Origin of the sequence: Rhizobium sp. NXC14 (genome assembly GCF_002117485.1) — a bacterium.
GTDB lineage: Bacteria > Pseudomonadota > Alphaproteobacteria > Rhizobiales > Rhizobiaceae > Rhizobium.
Genome location: NZ_CP021030.1, coordinates 4215008 through 4241377 on the forward strand (window position 1 = coordinate 4215008; position 26370 = coordinate 4241377).

The 26370-nt window shown below is 61.7% G+C and carries 28 protein-coding genes; 9 read left to right on the forward strand and 19 right to left on the reverse strand.

What is annotated here, in order from left to right; all coding sequences use genetic code 11:
- Positions 1 to 14: 14 nt before the first annotated feature.
- The 9 genes from sucC to sdhC all read right to left on the reverse strand — a co-directional run bounded on the left by sucC (position 15) and on the right by sdhC (position 8515).
- A complete protein-coding gene (gene sucC / locus NXC14_RS20575) occupies positions 15 to 1208 on the reverse strand; it encodes an ADP-forming succinate--CoA ligase subunit beta (RefSeq protein ID WP_085779704.1) in 1194 nt (397 codons plus the stop codon).
- 34 nt (positions 1209 to 1242) lie between these two features.
- Positions 1243 to 2205 carry a malate dehydrogenase gene (gene mdh / locus NXC14_RS20580; protein WP_004679265.1) on the reverse strand — a complete coding sequence of 321 codons (963 nt, stop codon included), beginning with the start codon at positions 2203 to 2205 and terminating at the stop codon, positions 1243 to 1245.
- 174 nt (positions 2206 to 2379) lie between these two features.
- Positions 2380 to 3543 (reverse strand): cell division protein ZapE, encoded by a 1164-nt coding sequence (zapE, locus tag NXC14_RS20585; protein WP_085779705.1) that lies wholly within the window; start codon positions 3541 to 3543, stop codon positions 2380 to 2382.
- Between the two features lie 63 nt (positions 3544 to 3606).
- Complete coding sequence (locus NXC14_RS20590; RefSeq protein ID WP_085780224.1) at positions 3607 to 4122, reverse strand: protease inhibitor Inh/omp19 family protein; 516 nt, start codon at positions 4120 to 4122, stop codon at positions 3607 to 3609.
- A 135-nt stretch (positions 4123 to 4257) separates the two neighbouring features.
- Positions 4258 to 5076 (reverse strand): nucleotidyltransferase domain-containing protein, encoded by an 819-nt coding sequence (locus NXC14_RS20595; protein ID WP_085779706.1) that lies wholly within the window; start codon positions 5074 to 5076, stop codon positions 4258 to 4260.
- Between the two features lie 5 nt (positions 5077 to 5081).
- Positions 5082 to 5861, reverse strand: a complete 780-nt coding sequence (locus tag NXC14_RS20600) for a succinate dehydrogenase iron-sulfur subunit (protein WP_011427088.1) — start codon at positions 5859 to 5861, stop codon at positions 5082 to 5084.
- Positions 5862 to 5879: 18 nt separating this feature from the next.
- Positions 5880 to 7721, reverse strand: coding sequence for a succinate dehydrogenase flavoprotein subunit (sdhA, locus tag NXC14_RS20605; protein ID WP_085779707.1), 1842 nt, complete (start codon positions 7719 to 7721; stop codon positions 5880 to 5882).
- Between the two features lie 7 nt (positions 7722 to 7728).
- Entirely contained in the window at positions 7729 to 8109 is a 381-nt protein-coding gene (sdhD, locus tag NXC14_RS20610) for a succinate dehydrogenase, hydrophobic membrane anchor protein (RefSeq protein ID WP_085779708.1), read from the reverse strand.
- 10 nt (positions 8110 to 8119) lie between these two features.
- A complete protein-coding gene (gene sdhC, locus NXC14_RS20615; protein ID WP_064811779.1) occupies positions 8120 to 8515 on the reverse strand; it encodes a succinate dehydrogenase, cytochrome b556 subunit in 396 nt (131 codons plus the stop codon).
- A gap of 316 nt (positions 8516 to 8831) precedes the next feature.
- Between sdhC and NXC14_RS20620 the strand changes: the two genes are divergently transcribed.
- A complete protein-coding gene (locus NXC14_RS20620) occupies positions 8832 to 9323 on the forward strand; it encodes a hypothetical protein (protein ID WP_085779709.1) in 492 nt (163 codons plus the stop codon).
- A gap of 37 nt (positions 9324 to 9360) precedes the next feature.
- Here NXC14_RS20620 and NXC14_RS20625 read toward each other — a convergent pair whose 3' ends face one another.
- From NXC14_RS20625 to tsaD, 5 genes are read right to left on the reverse strand one after another with little or no spacing between them, the layout of a single operon-like run.
- Positions 9361 to 10011 (reverse strand): methyltransferase, encoded by a 651-nt coding sequence (locus NXC14_RS20625; RefSeq protein ID WP_085779710.1) that lies wholly within the window; start codon positions 10009 to 10011, stop codon positions 9361 to 9363.
- A 6-nt stretch (positions 10012 to 10017) separates the two neighbouring features.
- Positions 10018 to 10449: an EVE domain-containing protein gene (locus NXC14_RS20630; RefSeq protein ID WP_085779711.1), complete on the reverse strand. Its 432-nt coding sequence runs from the start codon at positions 10447 to 10449 to the stop codon at positions 10018 to 10020.
- A 2-nt stretch (positions 10450 to 10451) separates the two neighbouring features.
- Complete coding sequence (locus tag NXC14_RS20635) at positions 10452 to 10745, reverse strand: YciI-like protein (protein WP_085779712.1); 294 nt, start codon at positions 10743 to 10745, stop codon at positions 10452 to 10454.
- A gap of 10 nt (positions 10746 to 10755) precedes the next feature.
- Positions 10756 to 11739, reverse strand: a complete 984-nt coding sequence (locus NXC14_RS20640) for an NAD(P)H-dependent glycerol-3-phosphate dehydrogenase (protein ID WP_085779713.1) — start codon at positions 11737 to 11739, stop codon at positions 10756 to 10758.
- Positions 11736 to 12833, reverse strand: coding sequence for a tRNA (adenosine(37)-N6)-threonylcarbamoyltransferase complex transferase subunit TsaD (tsaD, locus tag NXC14_RS20645; protein ID WP_085779714.1), 1098 nt, complete (start codon positions 12831 to 12833; stop codon positions 11736 to 11738). The genes NXC14_RS20640 and tsaD overlap by 4 nt, the downstream gene beginning before the upstream one ends.
- 71 nt (positions 12834 to 12904) lie before the next feature.
- On the opposite strand from tsaD, the gene hemC reads away from it, so the two are divergent.
- From hemC to NXC14_RS20675, 6 genes are all read left to right on the forward strand, one after another.
- Positions 12905 to 13834: a hydroxymethylbilane synthase gene (gene hemC, locus NXC14_RS20650; protein ID WP_085779715.1), complete on the forward strand. Its 930-nt coding sequence runs from the start codon at positions 12905 to 12907 to the stop codon at positions 13832 to 13834.
- Positions 13835 to 13841: 7 nt separating this feature from the next.
- Positions 13842 to 14549, forward strand: coding sequence for a uroporphyrinogen-III synthase (locus NXC14_RS20655; RefSeq protein WP_085779716.1), 708 nt, complete (start codon positions 13842 to 13844; stop codon positions 14547 to 14549).
- 67 nt (positions 14550 to 14616) lie between these two features.
- Positions 14617 to 15882 (forward strand): COG4223 family protein, encoded by a 1266-nt coding sequence (locus tag NXC14_RS20660; RefSeq protein WP_198175479.1) that lies wholly within the window; start codon positions 14617 to 14619, stop codon positions 15880 to 15882.
- A 4-nt stretch (positions 15883 to 15886) separates the two neighbouring features.
- On the forward strand, positions 15887 to 17488 hold the full coding sequence (locus NXC14_RS20665; protein ID WP_085779718.1) for a heme biosynthesis protein HemY: 1602 nt from the start codon (positions 15887 to 15889) through the stop codon (positions 17486 to 17488).
- Between the two features lie 17 nt (positions 17489 to 17505).
- Positions 17506 to 17991, forward strand: a complete 486-nt coding sequence (locus NXC14_RS20670; protein WP_085779719.1) for a TerB family tellurite resistance protein — start codon at positions 17506 to 17508, stop codon at positions 17989 to 17991.
- Entirely contained in the window at positions 17981 to 18733 is a 753-nt protein-coding gene (locus NXC14_RS20675; protein ID WP_085779720.1) for a glutamine amidotransferase, read from the forward strand. Before NXC14_RS20670 ends, NXC14_RS20675 begins: the two co-directional genes overlap by 11 nt.
- A 13-nt stretch (positions 18734 to 18746) precedes the next feature.
- Here NXC14_RS20675 and NXC14_RS20680 read toward each other — a convergent pair whose 3' ends face one another.
- Positions 18747 to 19979: an MFS transporter gene (locus tag NXC14_RS20680; RefSeq protein ID WP_085779721.1), complete on the reverse strand. Its 1233-nt coding sequence runs from the start codon at positions 19977 to 19979 to the stop codon at positions 18747 to 18749.
- A gap of 139 nt (positions 19980 to 20118) precedes the next feature.
- Here NXC14_RS20680 and NXC14_RS20685 point away from each other — a divergent pair, with 139 nt between their 5' ends.
- Together NXC14_RS20685 and NXC14_RS20690 are read left to right on the forward strand one after the other, a co-directional pair.
- Positions 20119 to 20433 carry a YggT family protein gene (locus NXC14_RS20685; RefSeq protein WP_245362111.1) on the forward strand — a complete coding sequence of 105 codons (315 nt, stop codon included), beginning with the start codon at positions 20119 to 20121 and terminating at the stop codon, positions 20431 to 20433.
- Entirely contained in the window at positions 20430 to 20741 is a 312-nt protein-coding gene (locus tag NXC14_RS20690) for a DUF167 domain-containing protein (protein ID WP_085779723.1), read from the forward strand. Before NXC14_RS20685 ends, NXC14_RS20690 begins: the two co-directional genes overlap by 4 nt.
- A gap of 4 nt (positions 20742 to 20745) precedes the next feature.
- On the opposite strand, the gene ppa is transcribed toward NXC14_RS20690, so the two are convergent.
- From ppa to NXC14_RS20710, 4 genes are all read right to left on the reverse strand, one after another.
- Entirely contained in the window at positions 20746 to 21282 is a 537-nt protein-coding gene (ppa, locus tag NXC14_RS20695; RefSeq protein WP_064805467.1) for an inorganic diphosphatase, read from the reverse strand.
- A gap of 147 nt (positions 21283 to 21429) precedes the next feature.
- On the reverse strand, positions 21430 to 21936 hold the full coding sequence (locus NXC14_RS20700; RefSeq protein ID WP_011427107.1) for a GNAT family N-acetyltransferase: 507 nt from the start codon (positions 21934 to 21936) through the stop codon (positions 21430 to 21432).
- Between the two features lie 200 nt (positions 21937 to 22136).
- Positions 22137 to 23957: a translational GTPase TypA gene (gene typA, locus NXC14_RS20705; protein ID WP_085779724.1), complete on the reverse strand. Its 1821-nt coding sequence runs from the start codon at positions 23955 to 23957 to the stop codon at positions 22137 to 22139.
- Between the two features lie 159 nt (positions 23958 to 24116).
- Positions 24117 to 26204, reverse strand: coding sequence for a M3 family metallopeptidase (locus tag NXC14_RS20710; RefSeq protein ID WP_085779725.1), 2088 nt, complete (start codon positions 26202 to 26204; stop codon positions 24117 to 24119).
- Positions 26205 to 26370: the final 166 nt, after the last annotated feature.

Sequence of the window (26370 nt, forward strand, 5' to 3'; positions counted from 1 at the left end):
CCGATCCCTCAAAATTAGCCGTTGATCGCCGCGACGATCTTCTTGGCCGCATCGTCCAAGTCGTCAGCCGCCGTGATCGCGAGACCCGACTCGTTCAGGATCTTCTTGCCGAGCTCGACATTGGTGCCTTCAAGGCGCACGACGAGCGGAACCTTGAGACCGACTTCCTTGACCGCGGCAATGACGCCTTCAGCGATGACGTCGCACTTCATGATACCGCCGAAGATGTTGACGAGAATGCCCTCGACCTTCGGGTCTGCGGTGATGATCTTGAAGGCCGCAGCGACTTTCTCCTTGCCGGCGCCGCCACCGACGTCGCAGAAGTTGGCCGGCTCCTTGCCGTACAGCTTGATGATATCCATCGTTGCCATGGCGAGGCCCGCGCCGTTGACCATGCAGCCGATATTGCCGTCGAGCGCGACGTAAGCGAGGTCCCACTTGGAAGCCTCGATTTCCTTGGCGTCTTCTTCGGTCTCGTCGCGCAGCGCCCGGACGTCGTCGTGACGGAAGAGCGCGTTCCCGTCGAAGGACATCTTGGCGTCAAGAACGCGCAGATGGCCATTCTTCATGACGATCAGCGGATTGATTTCGAGAAGGGACATGTCCTTCTCGTTGAAGGCCTTGTAGAGCAGCGGGAAGAGCGACTTGGCGTCTTCTGCGGCAGCACCTTCGAGCTTGAGAGCGGCGGATATCTTGGCGACGTCGGCAGTCGTCACGCCGGCTTCCGGATCGATGGCGATCGTCTGGATCTTTTCGGGCGTATCGTGCGCGACGGCCTCGATGTCCATGCCGCCTTCGGTGGAGACGACGAAGGCGACCTTACCGACCGAACGGTCGACCAGCAGCGAGCAGTAGAGTTCGCGTTCGATGTCGGCGCCGTCTTCGATGTAGAGACGGTTGACCTGCTTGCCGGCTTCGCCGGTCTGCGCAGTCACCAGCGTGTTGCCGAGCATCTCCTTGACATTGGCAACGACGTCTTCGATCGACTTGGCGAGACGTACGCCTCCCTTGGCTTCCGGCGACAGCTCCTTGAACTTGCCCTTGCCGCGGCCGCCCGCATGGATCTGGCTCTTGACCACGTAAAGCGGGCCTGGAAGCGACTTGGCGGCCGCCTCGGCTTCTTCAACCTTGAGAATTGCCACACCCTCGGCAACCGGCGCGCCATAGCCCTTCAGCAGAGCCTTGGCCTGATATTCATGAATGTTCATGGGTCTATCCCTGTTTCGATTACTTCAGCGCCGATTACTTCAGGGCAGGCGCGATGTTGATGCAAGCTTCGCACAGACCGGCGACAGCGGCCACCGACTTGTCGAAGGCCTCCTTCTCAGTCTTGTTGAGGTCGATCTCGATGACGCGCTCGACGCCGCCGGCGCCGATGACGGTGGGAACGCCGACATACATGTCCTTGACGCCGTATTGGCCGGTCAGATGGGCCGCGCAAGGCAGGACGCGCTTCTTGTCTTTGAGATAGGATTCGGCCATTTCGATCGCCGAGGCAGCCGGCGCATAATAGGCTGATCCGGTCTTCAGCAGGCCGACGATCTCGGCGCCACCGTCACGAGTGCGCTGGATGATCTCTTCGAGGCGCTCCTTGGTGACCCAGCCCATGGTGACGAGGTCGGTGAGCGGAATGCCGCCGACCGTCGAGTAGCGGGCGAGCGGCACCATCGTGTCGCCGTGGCCGCCGAGAACGAAGGCCGTGACGTCCTGAACGGAGACGTTGAATTCCTTGGCGAGGAAGAGGCGGAAGCGCGAGGAGTCGAGAACACCTGCCATGCCCACGACCTTGTTGGCCGGAAGGCCGGAAAACTTCTGCAGCGCCCAGACCATGGCATCGAGCGGGTTGGTGATGCAGATCACGAAGGCGTTCGGGGCATACTTCTTGATGCCGGCGCCGACCTGCTCCATGACCTTGAGGTTGATGCCGAGAAGATCGTCGCGGCTCATGCCCGGCTTGCGCGGGACGCCGGCGGTGACGATGCAGACGTCGGCGCCTTCGATCGCCGAATAGTCGCTGGCGCCGGTCAGATTGGCGTCGAAGCCTTCGACCGGCGAGGACTGTGCGATGTCGAGGCCCTTGCCCTGGGGGATGCCGTCGGCGATGTCGAAGAGGACGATGTCGCCCAGTTCCTTCAGGCCGGCGAGATGCGCCAGTGTACCACCAATCATGCCAGAACCAATGAGTGCGATCTTGTTACGCGCCATTTCGCTGTTTCCTTTGCGATCAAATTCGTCGAACGACGCTGCAAGGCCGCTCAATGACGCAATCGCATAGACCCAAAGGCTAAAAATGGCAATCCATTAATTTTGATGCAGCGTTTTCAATCGTTTAGATGCCAAAATTCTTACGTAAACGTAAGATATTTTGTCGCAATGCTGTTATTCAGCGGCGCGTTTCTCATGGTGCAGTGCAAGGTATTCCGCGCTCCGCATCTCGAACAGGCGCGATGCCGTGCGATCGAATTCAAAGCTCTCGGTGCCCCGACGGTTGATGAGTAAGTCCTCCGGCAACGCCGCCGCGGATATGTATAGCCGCACGGCATGATCGTAGAGCGTATCGACCAGAATGATGAAACGCTTGATCTGGTTCCGCTTCTCCGGCCCGAGCAGGGGAACGTGATCGAGGAACACGGTGTCGAAGCGTTCGGCAATGGCCAGGAAGTCGGCGGCTCCGAGCGGCTTGTCGCAGAGATCGGCGAAAGAGAAGCGCGCCATCCGGTCGGCGGCAAGCGGCACGTGGATGGAGCGCCCCTTCATCGGAATATCGAGCGGCTGCGCCTTGCGCCCATGCAGCGCCTGTGTCCAGGATGCCTCCATCGCCATGTCATTATGTTCGTTGATCGGCACGAGATAGACCGGTTGGCTGTTCAGCTTCTCCATCCGGTAGTCGGTCGGCGAATCCAGTGTGACGACATCGACATGCTGCTTGAGCAGAGCGAGGAAGGGCAGGAACAGGCCGCGATTGAGCCCATCCTTGTAGAGATTGTCCGGTTCGACATTCGAGGTCGCCACCAGCACGCATCCCCGCGCGAAGAGTTCGGAAAACAACCGCGACAGGATCATCGCGTCGGCAATGTCGGTGACGGTGAATTCATCGAAGCAGAGCAGTTCCGCTTCATCGTAGAGGGCTGCGGCGACCGGCGGCATCGGATCGGCCTGCTTCGTCTCGCCGTTCTTGAGCTTCAGCCGGTGTGCCGCGATACGGTTGTGCACATCCGCCATGAATTCATGGAAATGCGCCCGGCGCTTCTTCCTGCACGGCGCCATGGCAAAGAACATGTCCATCAGCATGGTCTTGCCGCGTCCGACGCTGCCGTGAATATAGAGCCCCTTAATGCCGTCGGCGGCTTTTTTCTTCTTGGCAAACAGCCAACCGAGCGCGCTCGCTTTGGCCGCCGGCCGCAACTGCTTCAGCCCGGCAAGCACCCGATCCAGGCTTTTGGCCACCTCCATTTGGGCGGAATCGACCTGCAATGTACCGGCAAGCGTCAGCGATTTAAGCTGTTCGCAAACGCTGAGCGTATAATCTGGCATTGGCTGCATGAGGGCACGTCCGCCTGTCGGTCATCAGCGGCGCACCGCCGGATCGTTTACCGCGCGGTTGGTTTACCGGCTGAGGCTGATCTGCTGACCTGTATTCGTCTGGCCCTGGAAGCGATTGTCGGCCGTCTTGTAGACGCTGCCGATCTGGTTGCCCGAACGATCCTTGAGCAGCACCTGCTTGCCGGCGACCTCCCAGGAGCCCATCGCCGTCAGCTCGCCGACGCAGCCGCGCGTCCCGCCACGCGACCCGCTGCCGAGATTGGTGAGCGTCAGGAACATGTCGCAGCTGCCGTTGACGCGCCAGCTTCCGACCATGGATTCCTTGGTGACGTCGAGCGCATTCGCTGCCATGGCGCCGGACTGCGCCCCAGGCATCGGTGCCGTCGCCGTCGGCGCGGCCGGAAACTGCGAGCTGCCGGTCGGCGGCGGAAGCTGGCCGCCCTGGACGGAGGGCACAGGCTGCGCCGTCAACGGCGCCGGTGCGGCGTTCGAGTTGGAGCTGTAATCATATGCCGTACGCTGACAACCGGCTAGCGCGAGAGCCACCACCAGACCTGTCATCGCATATCGCAACTGCATCATCATACTCCTGAATTCGGCTATCGCCGCAAAGAACGGGCGTGAGACAAGTCCGATTATCGTAATTCGCTTTGGTTAATCAAGTCGGGTTGCAGAAATTGCCCGTGACAACACCTAACCGAAAAACGATACAGTTCAACTGCCCTGCTGCAAAACTTCCTGCACATAGAATTTGTCAGCAAGGTGTTGCGCACCCTCATCTCTGGCAGGATTTCTGCCAAACTCCCGCAATGTCTCGGAATGGTGCTCGAATGAGCTCCGCAGGAATAACCGCACCGGCTCCGGCGGCAGACCTTCCCCCATCTCACGGGTCTGCTTCTTAACATGCACGAGATCGAGAATCGCCGCCCGGACTTCCGGCGCAATGGAGATCGCCCCGAGGCATTCCAGCATATTCATCGGTGGCAGCGCGCGAAACGAACTCTGCCGCATCCATTCGAGCGCGATGGCCGGACGCACGGCGTAAAGCAGCTTCTTCAGTCTGATCGTCTCTTCGCCGTGGCCTTGAAAATGTTGCCGCATGAGCCCGACATAATGTGCGGCAACCTTCTCCGGCACCATGATCAGATCGAGCAGCGCGCCGAGGCGCAAGCGAAAGCCCGCTTCCTCCTCATAGACGATCGGCGATTTCAGCCATTCGACCACTACTGCGTTCCCCTTCAAAGCGAGCCGGAGCGCCTTGCGCAGATCCCAGCCGCCCGTATCGATATCGCCGACGATCGGAAACTCGATGACGTCGCGTGCCGAAACAAGCGCGATATGATGTTCGACAGGACGGATATAGATAAAGCGGCAATCATAATCGCTGTCGGGAGACGGAAAGCCCCAAGCGCGGCTGCCGCTTTCGACCGCCAGACCGATGCGAATGCCCTGCTCGCGCACGGAGGCGAGCCGCGACCTGATCTCCGTGACGGCTCCGGGATCGAAGCCGTCCAATCCGCCAGTGGGATGCATACCGATCAGACCCGGCGCTCGACCATCATCTTCTTGATTTCGGCGATTGCTTTGGCTGGGTTGAGGCCCTTCGGGCAGGTCTGCGCACAGTTCATGATCGTGTGGCAGCGGTAAAGACGGAACGGATCCTCGAGGTTATCGAGACGCTCGCCGGTCGCCTCGTCTCTGGAGTCGATCAGCCAGCGATAGGCCTGCAGCAGAACGGCCGGACCGAGATAACGGTCGCCATTCCACCAGTAGCTCGGACAGGAGGTCGAGCAACAGGCGCAGAGAATGCATTCATAAAGACCGTCGAGCTTCTGCCGGTCCTCATGGCTCTGCTTCCATTCCTTGGCCGGCGTCGGCGACACCGTCTTCAGCCACGGCTCGATCGAGCGATGCTGGGCGTAGAAGTTGCTGAGATCGGGCACCAGATCCTTGACGACGGGTAGATGCGGCAGCGGATAGATCTTCACCGCGCCCGTAATATCGTCGAGGCCCTTGGTGCAGGCAAGCGTGTTGGTACCGTCGATGTTCATCGCGCAGGAGCCGCAGATGCCCTCGCGACAGGAACGGCGCAGCGTCAGCGTCGGATCGATCTTGTTCTTGATGTAGAGCAGGCCGTCGAGAACCATCGGGCCGCAATCGTCGACATCGATGTAGAAAGTGTCGATCGACGGGTTCTGACCATCATCCGGGCTCCAGCGATAGACGCGGAATTCGCGCGTGTTTGTTGCACCGGCCGGCTTCGGCCAGACCTTGCCTTCGCGCATCTGGGAGTTCTTGGGGAGAGCGAGTTCAACCATGCGAGGTTCCTCTTGAGATCAGTAGACGCGCGCCTTCGGCTCGATCTTGTGCGGATCGATGCCTTCGGCGATCAGCTCGGTGTGAACAGGCCTATAGTCGAGTTTCACCTCGCCTGCATCGTTCACCCAGGCGAGCGTATGCTTGCGCCAGTTGACATCGTCGCGGCCGGCGAATGCGCCTTCGGTATAATCCTCGCGAGCGTGCGAACCGCGGCTCTCCTTGCGGGCCTCGGCGCCGTAGATCGTCGTGATGGCGTTGGCCATCAGGTTCTGCAGCTCGAGTGTTTCCACGAGATCGGAGTTCCAGACCATCGACCGGTCGGTGACCTTGATGTCCTTCATTTCGCCCCAGATCGCCGAAATACGCCGGCAACCCGATTCCAGCGATTCCTGGGTGCGGAACACCGCCGCGTCTTCCTGCATGGCGCGCTGCATCTTCTCGCGCAGCACAGCCGTCGGCGTGCCGCCGCTGGCGTGGCGCAGGCCGTCGAAGCGGTCCATGATCTTGTCGCAGGCGGCTACGTTGAGATGCGGGATCGGCGCCGCCCGGTCGATGACCTCGCCGGCGCGGATTGCGGCGGCGCGGCCGAAGACCACGAGGTCGATCAGCGAGTTGGAACCGAGGCGATTGGCGCCGTGCACCGAAGCGCAGCCTGCTTCGCCCACAGCCATCAGGCCGGGAATGATCCGCTCCGGATTGGCGCCATCGGCGTTCAGCACTTCGCCCCAATAGTTGGTGGGGATGCCGCCCATATTGTAATGAACGGTCGGCAGAACCGGGATCGGCTCGCGTGTGACGTCGACGCCGGCGAAGATCTTGGCGCTCTCGGAAATGCCCGGCAGGCGCTCATGCAGAACGGCCGGATCGAGATGGTCGAGATGCAGGAAGATGTGGTCCTTGTTCTTGCCGACGCCACGGCCTTCGCGGATCTCCAGCGTCATGCAGCGCGAAACGACGTCGCGCGAGGCAAGATCCTTGGCCGAAGGCGCATAACGCTCCATGAAGCGTTCGCCCTCGGAGTTGACGAGGTAACCGCCTTCGCCGCGCGCGCCTTCGGTGATCAGACAGCCCGATCCGTAGATACCGGTTGGGTGGAACTGCACGAATTCCATGTCCTGCAGTGGCAGGCCGGCGCGTGCCACCATGCCGCCGCCGTCGCCGGTGCAGGTATGGGCAGACGTTGCCGAGAAATAGGCACGGCCGTAGCCGCCGGTCGCCAGCACCACCATCTTGGCGGCGAAGCGATGGATCGTGCCGTCATCGAGACACCAGGCGACGACACCGGTGCAGCGGCTGCCGTCTTCGGACATGATCAGGTCGAGCGCAAAATATTCGATGAAGAATTCGGCATTGTTGCGCAGCGACTGGCCGTAGAGCGTATGCAGGATGGCGTGGCCGGTACGGTCGGCGACGGCGCAGGTGCGCTGCACCGGCGGGCCCTCGCCGTAATTCTGCATGTGGCCGCCGAAGGGGCGCTGATAGATCTTGCCCTCCTCGTTACGCGAGAACGGCACGCCGTAATGCTCGAGCTCATAGACGGCCTTCGGCGCTTCCATGGTCAGATACTGCATGGCGTCGACGTCGCCGAGCCAGTCCGAACCCTTGACGGTGTCGTAGAGATGCCACTGCCAGCTATCCGGCGTCATGTTGCGCAGCGAGGCGGCGATGCCGCCCTGCGCCGCTACGGTGTGCGAGCGGGTCGGGAAAACCTTGGTGATGCAGGCGGTACGGAATCCCTGCTCGGCCATGCCGAGCGTCGCGCGCAAACCCGCACCGCCGGCGCCAACGACGATCACGTCATAGGAGTGGTCGACATATTTGTAGGCCTTGCCATTCTGGGCTGGTGAAGTCGGTGCCATGTCGAGCTTATCCTACGAATGCAATTTTCAAAATGGCGAAGAGACAGAGGCTGGCGACCACGATCGCAAAGAACGTGTTCAGCATCAGCAGAGCGATCTTTCCGAATTCGCCATGCACATAATCCTCGATGATGACCTGCATGCCGAGCTTCATATGGATGACGCCCGATATCACCATCAATCCCATGACGACGGCGACAAAGGGGTTCGACAGGGCGCGAACAACATCCGCATAGGGCGCGCCGGCATAGGTGATCATGAAGATGACGAAGAACAGGATCAACGGAATATTGGAGACCGCGGTCAGCCGCTGACGCCAGAAATGGCTTGTGCCTTCCTTGGCGGAGCCGAGCCCGCGAACCTTGCCGAGGGGGGTGCGCATATCCATGAGAGGACCTTCAGAAGCGAATGAGAAAGCCGATCGCCCAGACCAGCACGGTCAGACAGAGCGAGCCGATGACGTTGGCGATGGCGAGCTTGGTCGAGACTTCCTTCTCGAAGCCGTAGCCGAGGTCCCACATGAGATGGCGGAAACCGCCGAGCATGTGGTGCAGCAGTGCCCAGGTATAGCCGAGCAGCACGAGCTTGCCGAGAAGGCTGCCGAGCACCCAGTTGGCCCAGTCGTAAGAGCTCTGGCCGCTTGCCGCTGCGATCAGCCACCAGGCGACCAGCAGCGTACCGACGTAGAGCGCGCCACCGGTGATGCGGTGGACGATCGACATGACCATGGTGGGAATAAGTTTATAGACTTGCAAATGCGGCGACAGGGGCCGGTTATTTGTCACGTTCGCCATCAGAACCTCGCGGCGGCTTCTCTGCGCTCCCGGATTTCGGAGCATGCTCAGTCAACCACACGAATGACAAAATTCTCTGTGTGCGTTGCATCAATTGCGCACGTTTAATCACCGGAAAGCCATACGACAAGCACAATCGCTGTCTGCTTCTAATTTAATCGATTCGGGTTACCCGCGAAGTTTGCGGACTAACGAAACTGGTCTTTTCCGCTCAATATTTCGGCCACTTCTCAGGCGCGCATGGACAAGCTGCAGCTTTTGGCGCAATCTGGCGTTAACGATTTGTTAACGATTGCAATTCCGGAGGCCGGCGTCGATGTTTCGCAGTCTGTCGAGAGCTACCTTGCTTACCCTTGCCGCGCTGGCCGCACTTCCCGCCATGGCGGGCGAGCACCGCGACGATCGTCGCTTTCCCCATCGCCGTGTCTTTCACGATGGACTTTATCTCGGCGAAAGGCTGAGTTGGCGCGATCGCGGCATTCGTTTCGACAGCACTTATGGCTATCGATACGGCAGAAAGCGGATGCCGATGCTGGAACGGTTTTCGCCGCCGACAGCCAATCGCGTCACCCGCGGTAGTCTCGTCGTCCTCCTGCCCCAGACAGCGGGCGGATACGGCGGCGGCACCTATGCCGGGTCTTCCTATGTCTACGAGACCGACGGCGGGACCTATGTCGGTGGCAACGGCTACGGCTACTATCCTGCAGCCCGGCCTGAGACGCTGGCGCCGAAGGCAAAGGTCATCGACGTCGCCATCCAGGACGATCCCTGCTCCTATGAAGCCAATGTCTGCGTCATCCGGCCTTAACCGCATGGCGCATCGCGACGCGCGTTAGAGTTCCGTATCAGCCGGGCGCGAAGCGCCATACGGTCGTCTTCTTGATGTCGCTATCCTCTAGCGCCCGCGTCACCGCCACCTGATAGACAGCGCAGAATTCCAGCCGGTCCCGCGGAAGGTAGCTGCGCCCGGGATCGCCGACCAGTACCGGCCTGCCCTCGGCCGCCAGCCGCGCGAACCAGGGGACGAGCGCATCGGCGAATGTGCGATCGTAGAAGACATCGCCGGCTAGCACGATGTCCGCCTCAACACTCGCACCGACCAGATCGGCGCCGGTAAATCCGAGCGCAACATGATTGGCCTCTGAATTCAGCCGGATTGCCGTCTTTGCCCAGGGGTCGATATCGGCAGCCATCACCTCCCCGGCGCCGGCCATGGCCGCCGCAATGCCGACAAGGCCGGAGCCGCTGGCAAAATCCAGCACGCGTTTGCCCCGCACCATGTCCGGATGATCGAGGATGTAGCGCGCCAGCCCCTGCCCGCCCGCCCAGGCAAAAGCCCAGAAGGGCGGCGGCAGGCCGATGGCTTCCAGCTCCTCTTCCGTTTTCAGCCAGAGTTCATGCGCCTCGTTCGCCAGAAAGAGCGAAATCTCCGGCACATGCGGCGGCGGCAGCAGACTCGTATTGGCGCGAATGAAGGTTTCCGGGTCGGTCTTCAATGGTCTTCAGCGCGGCGGATTGTCGAGGCCGCCCATGTGGCAGACTTCGGCCCATTCGTCATCAGTCACCGGCTGCACGGAAAGGCGCATGGAGGTGACGAGCGACATTTTGGCGAGTTTCGCATTCGCCTTGATGTCCTTCAGCGTTACCGGCTTCGGCATGTCCATGACGGCGCGGATATCGACGCAATCCCACTTCGGATCGCCCTTAGCGCTGGAGTCGGGATGCGACAGCGCTGCGACTTCGACGATGCCGACGATCTCCAGCCCGTCATTGGAATGGTAGAAGAACCCTTTGTCGCCGATCTGCATCGCCCGCATGTTGTTGCGCGCCAGATAGTTGCGCACGCCGGTCCATTCCGTGCCTTTTTCACCGGCGGCCTTCTGCTGCTCCCAGGACCAGGAGCCAGGTTCGGATTTATAGAGCCAATGCGCCATGCTCACGCCTCCGGCTTGTTGAAGACCCAGTTGAAGGGCTTGATATCGACGCTTTCGAACAAACCGGCCATGGCGTAAGGGTCGGCATCGGCGAGCGCCTTTGCCTCTTGCGCTGTCTCCGCCTTGACAAGCACCAGACTGCCGCAGGCCTTGCCTTCGTCGTCAAGAAAAGGGCCGGCCATAGAGAGCTTGCCTTCGGCATTGAGTTTGTCGAGATAGGCAAGATGCGTCGGCCGCGTCTCCATGCGAACGTTCAGATGTCCCGGCTTGTCCTTGCAGAGCAGGGCGAAAAGCATGTCTATTCTCCTATTCGGTGGTGATTGGACGCGTCATCAACTGCTCGATGGCGTCTGATATGTCGAGCCGGCCGTCGATGATGGCAGAAACGGCATCCGTGATCGGCATGCTGATCGCAAGCCCCGCGGCAAGCCGGGAGGCGACGGAAGCGGCAAACGCACCCTCCACCAGGGCGCCGTGGGTGGGATCGGTCTTTTCGCCGCGCCCGAGCGCAATGCCGAAACGCAGGTTTCGCGATTGATGACTCGTTGCCGTCAGCACCAGATCGCCGAGACCGGAAAGTCCGCGCACCGTATCGGCCTGCCCGCCTTTGGCGACGACGAAGCGCGACATTTCCGCGAGACCGCGCGCAATCAACGCAGCGCGGGCGGATTCGCCGATGCCGCGGCCTTCGACGATGCCGCAGGCGATTGCCAGCACATTTTTGAGCGCGCCGCCGAGCTGCACGCCAACGCGGTCGGTGGAGGCATAGAGCCGGAAGGTCCGTCCGGAGATCGCCTGAGCGAGCCGCTCGGCCGTCTCCATGTCATTAGCCGCAATCGCCATCGCCGTCGGCAGCCCTTTGGCGATATCGGCGGCAAATCCCGGGCCGGAGAGAACCGCCACCGGATGGTCCGGCAGTTCCCGCTCGAGCATATCGGTCAAAAGATTGCCCGTCGTCCGCTCAATGCCCTTGGCGCAGGTGACGACAACGGCATCCTTTGACAGGTAGGGACCATATTGCCGCGCCGCGTCCGCCTGCGCCTGCGACGGCATCGCAAAAAGCACGATGGACGCCCCGGTGATCGCATCCGCCTCGGCGGAAAATTCCAGGGCTTCGGGCAGCGGGATGCCGGGCAGCACAGCATCATGCAGCCGTTCTTCTTTCAGATCCTCGATCAGGGACGGATCGCGCCCGACGAGCGTCACGGCGCTGCGGCCGGCAAGGGCGATCACAGCGGCAAGCGCCGTGCCGAATGCGCCCGATCCGATGACGGCGATCTTTTCACTCATGCCTTGGCTCCTCTCTTTCCAAAGCCGATCAGCGTTTCGGCATTGGCATCGAGCGGCCAGCGCGAACGCGGCTGCACGTCGAGTGTATCAGGCGCTACACCGGTCGCCATGCGCTCGAGCCCCGCCCAGGCGATCATCACCGCATTGTCGGTGCAAAGGCTGAGCGGCGGCGCAATGAAGCGGAAACCGTTCTTGTCGCAGAGCGCCTGGAGCGTGCCGCGCAGCTCGAGATTGGCAGCGACGCCGCCGGCAACGACCAGCGCCGGCTTCTCGCCGCTGGTCGGGAACTCCGTCTTGAACCGTTGCAGGCCGCGGCCGATGCGGTCCTTCAGCGTGCGCGAAATCGCCTTCTGGAACGAAGCGCAGATATCAGCCACATCCTGATCGCTGAGCGGCGCGATCTCTTGCGCCGCCTGCCGCACCGCCGTCTTCAGGCCGGAAAACGAGAAGTCGAGCCGCGCCTCGCCGACGAGCGGGCGCGGAAAATCGAAACGATCGGCATTGCCGTCGCGCGCCATCCGCTCCACCGCCGGACCGCCGGGATAGGGCAGGCCGAGCAGTTTTGCCGTCTTGTCGAAAGCTTCGCCGAGTGCATCGTCGATCGTCGTGCCCCAACGTTCATACTGTCCGACGCCACGCACGAGGATCAGCTGGGTATGGCCGCCGGAGACGAGCAGCACCAGATAGGGAAAGGAGAGCCCGTCGGTCAGCCGCGCCGTCAGCGCATGGCCCTCGAGATGGTTGACAGCATAGAGCGGTTTGCCGGCGGCCTTGGCGATCGCCTTGCCGGTCATCAATCCGACAAGCAATCCGCCGATCAGACCCGGGCCTGAGGTGGCGGCGATGGCGTCGACATCATCAAGCGACACATTGGCGCGTTTCAGCGCCTGTTCGATCAGTTCGTCCAACGCCTCGACATGGGCGCGCGCGGCGATCTCCGGCACCACGCCGCCATAGGCGCTGTGCTCGTCGAGCTGGGAAAGCACGACGTCCGACAGGACGTTGCAATGCCCCTCCGCATCACGCTCGACGACGGCGGCGGCGGTCTCGTCGCAGCTTGTTTCGATGCCGAGGATGCGCAGAAAGGGAACCATTGGCCTGTTCGTTGATTGCGATGGAACGGAAACCCGTTTACGAGAATTCCGGTAACAACGGAACAGAGCGGATGCAAACAAAACCTTTCCGGATCGGCACGCGGGGCAGCCCGCTGGCGCTTGCCCAGGCGCATGAGGCCCGCGACAGGCTGATGGCGGCGCATCATCTGCCTGAAGAGATGTTCGAAATCGTCGTGCTGACCACCAAGGGCGACCGCATCACCGACCGATCGCTGGCCGAGATCGGCGGCAAGGGCCTCTTCACCGAAGAGCTCGAACAGAAGCTTGTGTCGGGCGAGCTGGATTTCGCCGTGCACTCCGCCAAGGACATGCCGACGCACCTGCCGGACGGCCTTCACCTCTCTGCCTATCTGCCGCGCGAGGATATCCGCGACGCCGTCGTCGGCCGCACCGCACCCAGACTGATCGACCTGCCGCATGGCGCCACCGTCGGCTCTGCGTCGCTGCGCCGCCAGGCGCTGATCCGCCGCATGCGGCCCGACATCAACGTCATCACCTTCCGCGGTCTCGTCGAAACCCGCCTGCGCAAGCTCGAAGAGGGGCAAGCGGATGCAACCTTGCTGGCGCTAGCCGGCCTCAAACGACTCGGCAAGGTCGAGGTGATCACCGATATCCTCGACCCCGATAGCTTCCCACCGGCGCCGGCGCAGGGGGCGATCTGCATCGAAAGCCGCGTCGGCGACACAAAAATCGATGACCTCTTGGCGGCGGTCAACGATGCCGCGACCTTCGACACCGTCTCCTGCGAACGCGCCTTCCTCGCTGCTCTCGACGGCTCCTGCCGCACGCCGATCGGCGGCTATGCCGTTTGCGAGGGCGATCTCATTCGATTCTCCGGCCTGATCATCACGCCCGACGGCCGCAGCCAGCATGCGGTGACCACCGACGGCCACCGCCGCGACGCGGCCGCACTCGGCACCCGCGCCGGCCAGGATGTGCGCGCTAGAGCCGGCAGCGCGTTCTTCGACGACTGGCACTGAAGCGGCCATGCGTGTGCTCGTCACCCGCCCCGCGCATTCGGCGATAAGAACAGCACAACGTCTGCGCGACATGGGCCACGAGCCGCTGCTGCTGCCGCTGCGTCGGCCGGTGCACGACAGGGCCGCAGCCGCAAGCGCGCTTACGGCCAGCAGCGGTGCAATCGCTGTGACCAGCGCCGAGGCGGTCAGGGTCGTTTCCGCCCTCGGCGATCAGCTCCACCCGCATCTGGCCCGCCCGCTTTTCGCGGTCGGAGACGCGACGGCGCACGCCGCGGAAAGCCTCGGCTTCCGATCGGTCGCCTCTTCCTCTGGCAACGGACGCGATCTCGCCGAGCTCGTCGCGGCGCAAGGGGTGAATGGTTTGCTCTATCTTGCCGGGATACCGCGCGCCGAAACTTTTGAACAAGGAATGCTCGAACGCGGCATCCGTTTTTCCGTCGCCGAATGCTATCGCATGACGCCGGTTGTTCCGAGCCCGATTGAGATCGAAGCTCTCTTTTCCGGCGGCCGCCCTAACGCCGTTCTCTTCTATTCCCGGCAGGCGGTGGAAGATTTTTTTCACCTGGCGGAGCTGCGATCAGCCCTGTCGGAACACCGCGAAACCCGCCTTCTCTGCCTGAGCGAAGCGGTAGCACAGGCCATTCCGATGTCCCTGAAAAAAACCGTGGCGATTTCTTCCATGCCGGATGAGCAAAGTCTTTTGTCGCTGCTTTGAAGGCTCCACGGCCCAAATTTGATCTAACCTCTTCCCTTAATTGGCATCACTGTCTAGTTTCGTTGCAATGCAGGATAAAGAGGACCTCATGGTATCGGGAAACCCGCCACGCCATTCGAAGAGCGCCGATGAGCCGGTCACGATCGACCTCGATGCACAGGATTTCGCCTCCGAAGCCGATACCGAAAAGCCGGTGAACAATGATTCCGGCAACGTCGACAGCCCCTCTGCGGATCTCGGGCCGCCGCCCGAAACCGAAGCGGCGTCGCAGCCTGAACCCGAAAGCAGGCCCGAATCGGAGCCGGAGGAGGAGACGCCGGCGGTCGCCGAACCTTCCTTCACGCCCTCTGCCGAACAGCCCGCGCCGCGGGGCGCCGGCACATCCGGTCTTATCGCCGCCGGCATTTTCGGCGGCCTCGTGGCGCTGCTTGGAGCGGGCGTCATTCAATATGCCGGTTACCTCCCGGGTTCCTCCGCCCCGCAGACCTCGTCCGAGATCGCCGATCTCTCCGGTGAGATCGAAGGCTTGAAACAGACCGTCGCCAACCTTGCCGCCAATCCCGTAAACACGGGTGACGGCGCGTTCGAGACGCGGATTGCCGCGCTGGAAACGGCTGCGAAGAACACCGCAGCGGCGCCATCGGCAGATCCTGCAAATGTCGAGGCGCTCAACCAGAAGGTTGCAGAGCTCAGCAGTCAGGTCGACCAGCTGCGCTCGATGCTTGCCCAGTCCTCCGTCCAACAGACGAGCAGCGACGCCGATATCGCCAAGCGCCTCGCCGAGGCCGAAAAGAAACTCAATGAGCCGCGCGAGGATGTTGCCGTCGCGCGAGCCATCGCGGCCGCCGCCCTGAAGGCGGCGATCGATCGCGGCGGGCCGTTCCTGGCCGAGCTGGACACGTTCGCCGGCGTCGCACCTGACGATCCTGCTGTCGCCGACTTGCGTGGCTTTGCCGAGACCGGCGTTCCCTCACGCGCCGACCTGATGCGTCAGGTTCCCGACGTTGCAACCGCCATAATCGAATCGATCAATCAGCCGGGTCCGAACCAGAGCTGGTCGGATCGGCTGATGGCGAGTGCAAAATCGCTGGTGACGGTCCGACCCGTCGGCAATATCGAAGGTGAGAGCGTCGAAGCGATCGCCGCCCGCATGGAGGACAAGGTGAAGAACGGCGATCTGCCCGGCGCCTCCGCCGAATGGAATGCTCTACCGCCCCCCGGCAAACAGGCGTCCGCCGCCTTCAAGCAGTCTCTGGAGGCGCGCATCCGTGTCGAGGAGCTGGTTGGCGGGGCGCTGTCGAAGGCGGTCAGCGGCGCCGGCAAGGAAGGGTGAGACCATGACCAGGCTTGTTATCTTCGCCTTGCTCGTCCTGCTTCTTGCCTACGGCTTCTCCTGGTTCGCCGACCGTCCCGGGGACATCTCGCTGATCTGGGAGGGCCAGATCTACCAGACGAAACTGATCGTCGCCGTCAGCGCGATCATCGCCCTTATCGCCGCCGTGATGATCGCCTGGTGGTTCGCCCGGTTGATCTGGACTTCGCCGCATTCGGTGACACGCTATTTCCGCGCCCGCAAGCGCGATCGCGGCTATCAGGCGCTGTCGACCGGCCTGATCGCCGCGGGCGCCGGCAATGCATTGCTCGCCCGCAAGATGGCGGCTCGTTCGCGTGGCCTCATCCGCGCCGATCAGGAGCCGCTGATCAATCTGCTCGAGGCTCAGGCGGCACTGATCGAAGGCCGCCATGATGAGGCGCGCGCCAAGTTCGAAGCCATGGCCAACGACCCGGAAACGCGCGAACTTGGCCTGCGCGGCCTCTATCTCGAAGCCCGCCGCCTCGGAGCCAACGAGGCCGCCCGCCAATATGCCGAAAAGGCCGCCGACAACGCCCCCTATCTGCCCTGGGCCGCCCAGGCGACCCTCGAATATCGCAGCCAAGCCGGCCGCTGGGACGATGCGATCCGACTGCTCGAGCAGCAGAAGGCCGCCCGCGTCGTTGACAAACCCGAGGCCAACCGCCTGCACGCCGTGCTGCTGACGGCACGCGCCACCGAGAAGCTGGAAGGCAACCCGGCCGGCGCCCGCGACGACGCCCTGCAGGCGCTGAAGCTCGCCGCCGATTTCGTTCCGGCCGCTCTCATTGCCGCAAAGGCACTGTTCCGCGAAGGCGGTCTGCGCAAGGCCGCTTCGATCCTCGAACAAGTATGGAAATCGGCGCCTCATCCCGAGATCGGCCAGACCTATGTCAGAGCCCGCAGCGGCGATTCCACACTCGACCGGCTGAAGCGCGCCGAACGGCTGGAAGCGATGCGCCCGAACAATGTCGAATCTCTCCTTGTCGTCGCTAAGGCGGCGCTCGACGCGCAGGAATTTGCCAAGGCGCGCGCCAAGGCGGAAGCGGCTGCGCGCATTGAGCCGCGTGAAGCGGCCTTCCTGCTCCTGGCCGACATCGAGGAGGCCGAGACCGGCGACCAGGGCCGCGTGCGCCACTGGCTGGCGCAGGCGCTGAAAGCCCCGCGCGATCCTGCCTGGGTTGCGGATGGTTTCGTCTCCGACAAATGGCTGCCGGTGTCGCCGGTCACCGGCCGTTTGGACGCCTTCGAATGGAAAGCGCCCTTCGGTCAGATCGAGGGGCCGCTCGAAGACGGTTCTGCACCCGCTTCCATAGAAACTGCTCTGAAGACCCTGCCGCCGCTGCGTGACGTCAAACCGGAAAGCCCGGTCAACGATCACCGCATTATTGAGCTGGAACGCGCCGCAACGATCGCAGAGGCTGTGCGCCCGGCGCCGGCAAAGCCGAAACCCGTTGAAGCCGCCGCCAGCGGCAAAGCGCCAGCACCGAACGAAGCAAAGCCCTTTTTCGGCGGGCTGCCGGATGATCCCGGCGTTCGCGATCCCAGGACGGAACCGGAACCCAAGACACGGCTTCGCCTTTTCTGACACGGAACGAAACCCGCATGTTCGAACGCTTTCAGGCATTCTTCCAGAATCTCACCGCCGATCGTCCGAAGAAAGGCTTTGCCCCCGATGACCCGCGCATCGCGGTGGCAGCACTCTGCATGCAGGTCATGGAAGCCGACGGCCAGATCAAGGCCAGTGAAAAGAAGCGGCTGCGCAAGCTCTTGAAGGAGCAGTATTCGCTCGACAGCAAGCAGCTCGATGCTTTGATGGCCGCCGGCCTCGAAGCCGAAAGCTCCGCCGTCGACTATTATCGCTTCACCGCCGATCTGAAACGCCATCTCGATACCGAGCAACGTCTGGAGCTGATCGGCATTCTCTGGGACATCGTTTATGCCGACGGCGAGCGCAGCGAGATGGAAGATCATGTCATCTGGCGTATCGCCGATCTGCTCGGGGTCTCCTCACGCGAACGCATTCAAAAGCGGCAGGAGGCGGCCGCCAGGGTAACGGATATCCAGGTTGCGCAAGACGATGCCGACTGAGCAAAACCCGAGCCGGGACCGGCGCCCGATCCTTATCGTCCTGCATCAGGAGCGATCCAGTGCCGGACGTGTCGGACAATTGCTGGTCGAAAAAGGCTACTGCCTCGATATCCGTCGCCCGGTCCTCGGTGATCCGCTTCCGACGACGCTCGCAGACCATGCCGGCGCCGTCGTCTTCGGCGGACCGATGAGCGCCAACGATCCGGATGACTTTGTCAAGAAGGAGATCGACTGGATCGAGGTCCCGCTACGGGAAAAGCGCCCTTTTCTCGGTATCTGCCTCGGTGCCCAAATGCTGGTGCGTCATCTCGGCGGCAAGGTGCAGCCGAATGCCGACGGCTCGACGGAGATCGGCTGGTACCCGCTGCACCCGACCGAGAAGGGCCGCCTGCTGATGCACTGGCCGAAGATGGTCTATCATTTTCACCGCGAAGGCTTCGAGCTGCCACACGGCGCCGACCTGCTCGCCGAAGGCGATGCCTACCCGAACCAGGCCTTCCGCTACGACGGCAACGCCTGGGGCCTGCAGTTCCATGCCGAGCTCACCCGGGTGATGATGCATCGCTGGGTCGTGCACGGTGCGCATCGCTTCATTCTGCCGAACGCCCAGCAGGGCCGCGAACACCTTGAGGGCCGCATGCTGTTCGACGCGCCGCTGAGAGCCTGGCTGACAGAATTCCTCGATCTCGTCTTCGAGGGAAAGACGGCGAAGGCGACACCGTCTATTACTCTGCACGCATAATCCCGCTTAGCGGTCAGGCGGGTGCGTCGAGCGTGTCGATCCTGCGCAGCTTCGGGAAACTGGAAGCCCAGATCGCCGCAACCGCCAGAGTTCCGATCCCGCCGATGATCACTGCCGGCACCGCGCCGAAGACCGATGCCATCGTGCCCGCCCTGAACTCCCCAAGTTCGTTGGAAGCGCCGACGAAGACCATGTTGACCGCATTGACCCGGCCGCGGAGTTGGTCCGGCGTCCAGAGCGCGATCAGGCTCTCGCGCACATAGACCGACACCATGTCGGCCGCGCCCATCAGCGCCAGTGCTGCGATCGAAATTTCAGTATTGGTCGAGGCGCCGAAGATGATGGTGCCGACACCGAACAGGGCAACGCCGATGAACATATAGGGACCGGCGCGGTGTTTCAGCGGGTAGGCGGCGAGGAAGATCGCCATGACGATGGCGCCGAGTCCTGGCGCTGCCCGCAGCAGTCCGAGTCCCCAGGGGCCGAGCGTCAGAATATCGCGGGCGAAGATCGGCATCAGTGCAGTCGCACCGCCGAGCAGAACGGCGAAGAGATCGAGCGAGATCGCGCCGAGCACCACCTTTTCGGCGCGGATGAAGCTGAAGCCGCCGAGGATCATCGCCCAGCTCTTGGCCTCGCCTGTCGTCTTCTGTTCCGGCTTCGGGATCATGAAGAGGAGAGCCGCGCCGAGGACGGAAAAGATGACCGCCACCGTATAAGCGGTCGTCGCACTGACGCCATAGAGCAGGCCGCCTATAACAGGCCCGGTGATCGCCGCCAGCTGCCAGGACGATGAATTCCAGGCGATCGCATTGGAAAGGGCGTGCTCGGGCACGAGATTGGGTGCGAGAGACTGCACCGCTGGCGACATGAAAGCGCGTTCGATGCCGAAGATCAAAAGAACCGCAAAGACCGGCCAGGGCGCGAAGGTCTCCGTCGCCGTCATGATCAGCAGCGCCAGCGTGCAAAGCGCACTCACAAGAGAGCAAAGAGCGGCGATGGCCCGGCGATTGTGCCGATCGGCCACCGAACCGGTGACGAGAATGAGCAGCAGCGACGGCAGGAACTGTACCAGCCCGATCAGGCCGAGATAGATCGCCTTGCCGGTCTGATCGTACATCTGCCAGCCGACGGCGACGCTGACGATCTGCTGCGAGAAGGAAAGCAGGAAACGCGCGAAGAAGAAGCGCGTGTAGGACGGATGCCGAAACGCGGCAAAACGGTCTCCGGTGGGCGAAAATGACATTGGCCTTGTCCGAGGAAGCGGGCGCCGGATTGGCTGTGAGGCCGCCCGTTAAACATGATTTGCCCTGCGTTTCCACACGGCACTTGCCCGTTTAATCGCCAATGTCTACATATCTGTCAACAACGGACTGGAGACGGTAATGGCAGGGATTTTTCAAGCTATATTTCTAATCATCGATATGGCTTTGAACATTTATTGGTGGGTGATCATTTTCAGCGCCGTCTTCTCGTGGCTGTACGCATTTAACGTAATCAATTCGCACAACCAGTTCGTAAACCAGCTTGGCATGTTCTTCTATAATGCGACCGAGCCCGCTTTGCGGCCGATACGTCGGTTTCTACCCAATCTCGGTGGCATCGACATCTCGCCGATTATCCTGCTGTTGATCATCGTATTCATACAGGCAATCCTCAACAATCCGATCAAGCCCTTCATTTACTCGCTGGTCGCTTGAGCCCTCCCTGGAGATTTTCCGGCGATCATCTGCGCCTCGCCATTCGGCTGACGCCGAATGGCGGACGTGACGCGATCGATGGCATCGAAACGGATAGCGACGGCGAGACCCTGCTGAAGGCACGCGTCACATCGGTGCCCGAGAAGGGCAAGGCCAACAAGGCGCTGATCCTTCTGATCGCCCGGTCGCTGCGCATTCCGAAATCCAGCGTCAGCCTCGTCTCCGGCGAGACGGCGCGCAAAAAAATCCTCCGGATCGAGGGCGACCCGGAGGATTTGGTAAAAAAGCTCGAAGCGTTATTAGGCTGAGGGTTCAGCCCTTCGCCTTCTTGGCCCGCTCGACGGCCTCGATGATGAGCTGGCCGGCTTCCTTGGAATCGCCCCAGCCGAAGATCTTCACCCACTTGCCGGGCTCCAGATCCTTGTAGTGCTCGAAGAAATGCTCGATCTGCTTCAGCGTGATCTCCGGAAGATCGGTAAAGTCCTTCACCTTCTCGTAGCGCAGCGTCAGCTTCGGCGACGGCACGGCAATGATCTTCTCGTCCTTGCCGGAATTGTCTTCCATCTTCAGGACACCGATCGGGCGCACATTGATGACGCAGCCCGGAACCAGCGGCCGGGTGCTGGCGATCAGCACGTCGATCGGGTCGCCGTCTTCAGACAGGGTGTGCGGTACGAAACCGTAATTGCCCGGATAGGTCATCGGCGTATAGAGAAAACGATCGACGACCAGCGTGCCGGCCTCCTTGTCCATTTCATACTTGATCGGATGACCGCCAACAGGAACCTCGACGATAACGTTGACGTCTTCAGGTGGATTGTTACCGATTGAAATGGCGTCGATGCGCATAGGATACTCCCGCGGGGTTGAATTGCTCGAAGCCAGATAATCAGTTTCATCTCGCAACGCAACACGGCAGATCACCGATGCGTGATGACACCGGCGTGATGCCGCAAAAACTTTGGAAGAGAGGCGTGCGACGCCCGAGCAGGCCGATCAGTTCCAGATGAAACCGATCTTCTTCAACTGCTTGTGGTCGAAATTTTCCATACCTTCGCAGAAATCGGTCCCGCCGTGGTGGCGGTAGAAGCGGCTGGCGGCCTCGTTTTCCTCGAGGCACCAGACGACCAGGCCGTTGCACCCGAGCGACTTCAACAGCCGGCGCGCCTCGCCGAATAGCATGTGGCCGAGACCGATGCCCTGATATTCGGGGCGAAGATAAAGCTCGTAGATTTCGCCTTCCTGCGGCAGGGCGCGGGCACGGTTGAGACCGAGCGTCGCATAACCGGCGACCGTCCCTGCCACATCAAGGACCAGCAATGTCGCAGGCCCGCGCGTGGCCTTGCGCCACCAGTTCTCGCCGCGACGCTCGATCATCTGCGTCAGCGCGCGATGCGGAATGATGCCTGCATAGGTATGTTGCCACGCGAGCCTGTGCGTTTCCGAAATGGCTCGGGCATCGTGCGGTTCGGCCCGCCGGACATCGATCGACAACGTCTTCATAACGTTTACTCTGGTCCTGCCGCAGGCAATTAACCATATGCGGCGAGCGCATCGTGATCGATTGCCCACAGACTTGATATGTGGACGACGGATAAAATTTAACGCTTTTTTAACGATTGTCACAAGTCGGAATCAGCGCAGCGCACAATAAAAAACCCCGGCTCGAAGGCCGGGGTTTGAAAGCGGTAACGACTGAGCTCTTAGAGAGCCGCCTTGGTCTTTTCGAACCGCTTGCGGTCGTTGGCGTCGAGATACATCTTGCGCAGGCGAATGGATTTCGGCGTGACCTCGACCAGTTCGTCTTCCTGGATCCAGGAGAGCGCGCGCTCCAGAGTCATGCGGATCGGCGGGGTCAGCTTGACAGCTTCGTCCTTGCCGGCGGCGCGGATGTTGGTCAGCTTCTTGCCCTTCAGAACGTTGACCTCGAGGTCGTTGTCGCGGGTGTGAATGCCGATGATCATGCCCATATAGACCTTTTCGCCGGCGTCGATGATCATCGGCCCGCGGTCTTCCAGGTTGAACAACGCGTAAGCAACGGCTTCACCGGCTTCGTTGGCGAGCAGCACGCCGTTGACGCGGCCGCCGATCTCACCCTTGTAGGGCTGGTAGCTGTGGAACAGGCGGTTCATGATCGCGGTACCGCGCGTATCCGTCAGCAGTTCCGACTGATAGCCGATCAGGCCGCGGGTCGGCGCGTAGAAAACCAGACGGACGCGGTTGCCGCCCGACGGGCGAAGCTCGACCATTTCGGCCTTGCGCTCCGACATCTTCTGCACAACGACGCCGGAATGCTCCTCGTCGACGTCGATCAGAACTTCCTCGATCGGCTCAAGAAGCTGGCCGCTCTCGTCCTTGTGCATGACGACGCGCGGACGCGAAACGGCAAGCTCGAAGCCTTCGCGGCGCATGTTTTCGATCAGAACGGCGAGCTGAAGTTCGCCACGGCCGGAGACGAAGAACGAGTCCTTGTCGGCGCTTTCCTCGATCTTCAGGGCAACGTTGCCTTCGGCTTCCTTGAACAGGCGGTCGCGGATGACGCGAGAGGTCACCTTGTCGCCTTCGGTGCCGGCAAGCGGTGAGTCGTTGACGATGAACGACATGGTGACGGTCGGCGGATCGATCGGCTGTGCCTTCAGGGCTTCCGTCACGGACGGATCGCAAAAGGTGTCGGCGACGGTGCCCTTGGAAAGGCCGGCGATGGCGACGATATCGCCCGCATGCGCTTCTTCGATCGGCTGACGCTCGATGCCGCGGAAGGCGAGAATCTTGGAAATGCGGCCCTGCTCGATGAGCTTGCCATCCTGACCGAGAACCTTGACGGCCTGGTTCGGCTTGATCGAGCCGGAGGCGATACGGCCGGTGATGATGCGACCGAGGAAGTTGTTGGCCTCGAGGATGGTGCCGATCATCCGGAACGGACCTTCTTCGACCTTCGGCTCGGGCACGTGCTTCACGACGAGGTCGAGCAGCGGCGCGAGACCTTCGTCGCTCGGGCCTGCCGGATCGTAGTTCATCCAGCCGGCGCGGCCGGAACCGTAAAGGATCGGGAAGTCCAGCTGCTCGTCGGTCGCATCAAGCGCCGCGAAAAGGTCGAAAACCTCGTTGACCACTTCATCGGCGCGCGCATCGGGACGGTCGATCTTGTTGATCGCAACGATCGGACGCAGACCGACCTTGAGGGCCTTGCCGACGACGAACTTGGTCTGCGGCATCGGGCCCTCGGCAGCGTCCACGAGAACGATCGCACCGTCCACCATCGACAGAATGCGCTCGACTTCACCGCCGAAATCTGCGTGGCCGGGCGTGTCGACGATGTTGATGCGCGTGTCCTTCCATTCGATGGAAGTCGCCTTGGCGAGAATGGTGATGCCGCGCTCTTTTTCGATGTCGTTGGAATCCATCACGCGTTCCATGACGCGCTGGTTCTCGCGGAAGGAGCCGGACTGTTTCAGAAGCTCGTCAACGAGAGTGGTCTTGCCATGGTCAACGTGCGCGATGATCGCGATGTTGCGAAGTGCCATATGTCATAATCTCTGAGGCTGGGGCGCTACGCCAAGTGGACGCGCCATTTACGTTTGGCGCGCTCTTACCGGTTTTTTCGCGATTGCGAAAGGGGGTCGCGCGCGAAAGCTGCGGCATGGCTGCCGCCATGCCGCTCGCTTCTCTGTCATCAAACTGTCTTAAGCGTCGCTGCCTGTCAATTCCTCGAAGGTGGCGAGTCCCTTTTTGACCAGCATAGCATCCGGCCTCGGCAGCTTGCCGCGGAAGCCCTTATAGGCATCCTCGGGATCAACTGAGCCGCCGGTGGAATAGATATTCTCCTTGAGCTTGCGCGCCATCTCGCCGTTGAAGGCGTCTCCCGTCTCCTCGAAGGCGGCAAAGGCATCGGCGTCGAGAACTTCCGACCACATGTAGGAATAATAGCCGGCCGAATAACCGCCGGAGAAGATGTGCTGGAAGTGCGGTGTGGCATGGCGCATGACGATCGACTTCGGCATGCCGATCTCGGCCAGCACCTCCGCCTGCACCGCCATCGGATCGTCAACCGCTTCGCGCGTATGAAACGCCATATCGACAAGCGCCGACGAGGTGAATTCGACGGTATTGAAGCCGGCATTGAAGGTGCGGGCCGCCAGCACCTTGTCGAGCAGCGCCTGTGGCATCGGCTCGCCTGTCTCGAAATGCACGGCGTATTCCTTGAGGATGGCTGGAACAGTCAGCCAGTGCTCATAAAGCTGCGAGGGCAACTCCACGAAATCGCGCGAGACGCCGGTGCCGGAAACCGAGGGATAGGTGACGTTTGAAAGCATGCCGTGAAGCGCATGGCCGAATTCATGAAACAGCGTGCGGGCATCGTCGAGCGACAGCAGCGCCGGCTTGCCTTCAGCGGGTTTGGCGAAATTGCAGACATTGTAGATGATCGGCAATTCGCCCCGGCGGCCGTTCTTCAGTTGCAGCTTGTGCTGCGATTGCAGCGAGCTCATCCAGGCGCCTGAGCGTTTCGAGCTGCGGGCGAAATAATCGCCGAGGAAAAGGGCGACCAGTCTGTCGTCCCGATCCCTGATTTCGAACACTCTGACGTCGGGGTGATAAGCCGCGACACCCTTCTTCTCGACCGCGCGGATGCCGAACAGCCGGCCAGCCACGTCGAAGCAGGCGTCGATGATCTTTTCGAGCTGCAGGTAGGGCTTGAGCTCGGCCTCGGAAAAATCGAACTTCCGCGCCCGGATCTTTTCGGCGTAGTGGCGCCAGTCCCACGGCATCACCTCATGGTTCCGCCCCTCCTCGGCGATTAGTGCCGCGATGTCGAGCTCTTCCTCGCCGGCGCGTTTCACCGCCCGCGCCCAGACGGCCCTCAGCAGGTCGTTCACCGCATCGGCCGTCTTGGCCATCGTGTTGTCGAGCTTCAGCTCAGCGAAATTCCCGTAGCCGAGCAGCTTCGCCACCTCGTGGCGCAGGGCCAGCGTTTCCTTGATGACGCCGCGATTGTCCGTCTCCCCGCCGTTTGCGCCGCGCGCCACCCATGCCTTGAAAGCCTGTTCGCGCAGATCCCGGCGCTCCGAAAAGGTCAGGAACGGCTCGATGATCGAGCGCGACAGCGTTACCGCATATTTGCCCTCCTCGCCGCGTTCACGCGCCGCCGCTGCCATCGCGTCGCGCAGGAATTCCGGCAGCCCGTCGAGCTCTGCACCCTCGGATAGCATCAGCGCCCAGGCCTTCTCGTCGGCCAGCACGTTCTGGCCGAACTGCGTGCCGAGACCCGCGAGCTTTTCGTTGATCGCCGCAAGTTTCTCCTGCTCGGGCTTTTCGAGCTTTGCGCCGGACTTGACGAAGCCTTTCCAATGGCGTTCCAGCACCCGCGTCTGCTCCAGCGTCAGGCCGAGGCTCGCGCGGTTCTCCCAAAGCGTATCGATGCGTGCAAAGAGTGCGGCATTCATCCCGATCTTCGAATAGTGCCGTGACATCTTCGGCGAAATCTCCCGCTCGAGCGCCTGGATGACTTCGTTGGTATGTGCGCCCGCCTTGTTCCAGAACAGCGCCGAAACGCGCGACAGTGCATCGCCGGCGATCTCCAGCGCCACCACCGTATTGTCGAATGTCGGCGCATCGCTATTTCCGGCAATCTCATCGATCTCCTGTTCATGCGCGGCGAGCGCCGCGTCGAAAGCGGCAGAAAAATCGCCATCATCGATGGCATCGAAACGTGGCAGACCGTGGAGAGCGTCCCAGTTGACGAGCGCCGGATTGAAATCATGGGGAGAAGCCATCGGAGAATTCCTTTTGGTATGCGAACGGATGGTCAATATAGGAGAGCCGCCACAGAATTGGTATGTCGCCGCGTTAGGCGTTTGCCTCGTCGGGCGATCTGACGCAGGTCAGCCAAAGCCGGGACACAAGATTTGACAATTGGAAATTAACTATTTGTTAACGATT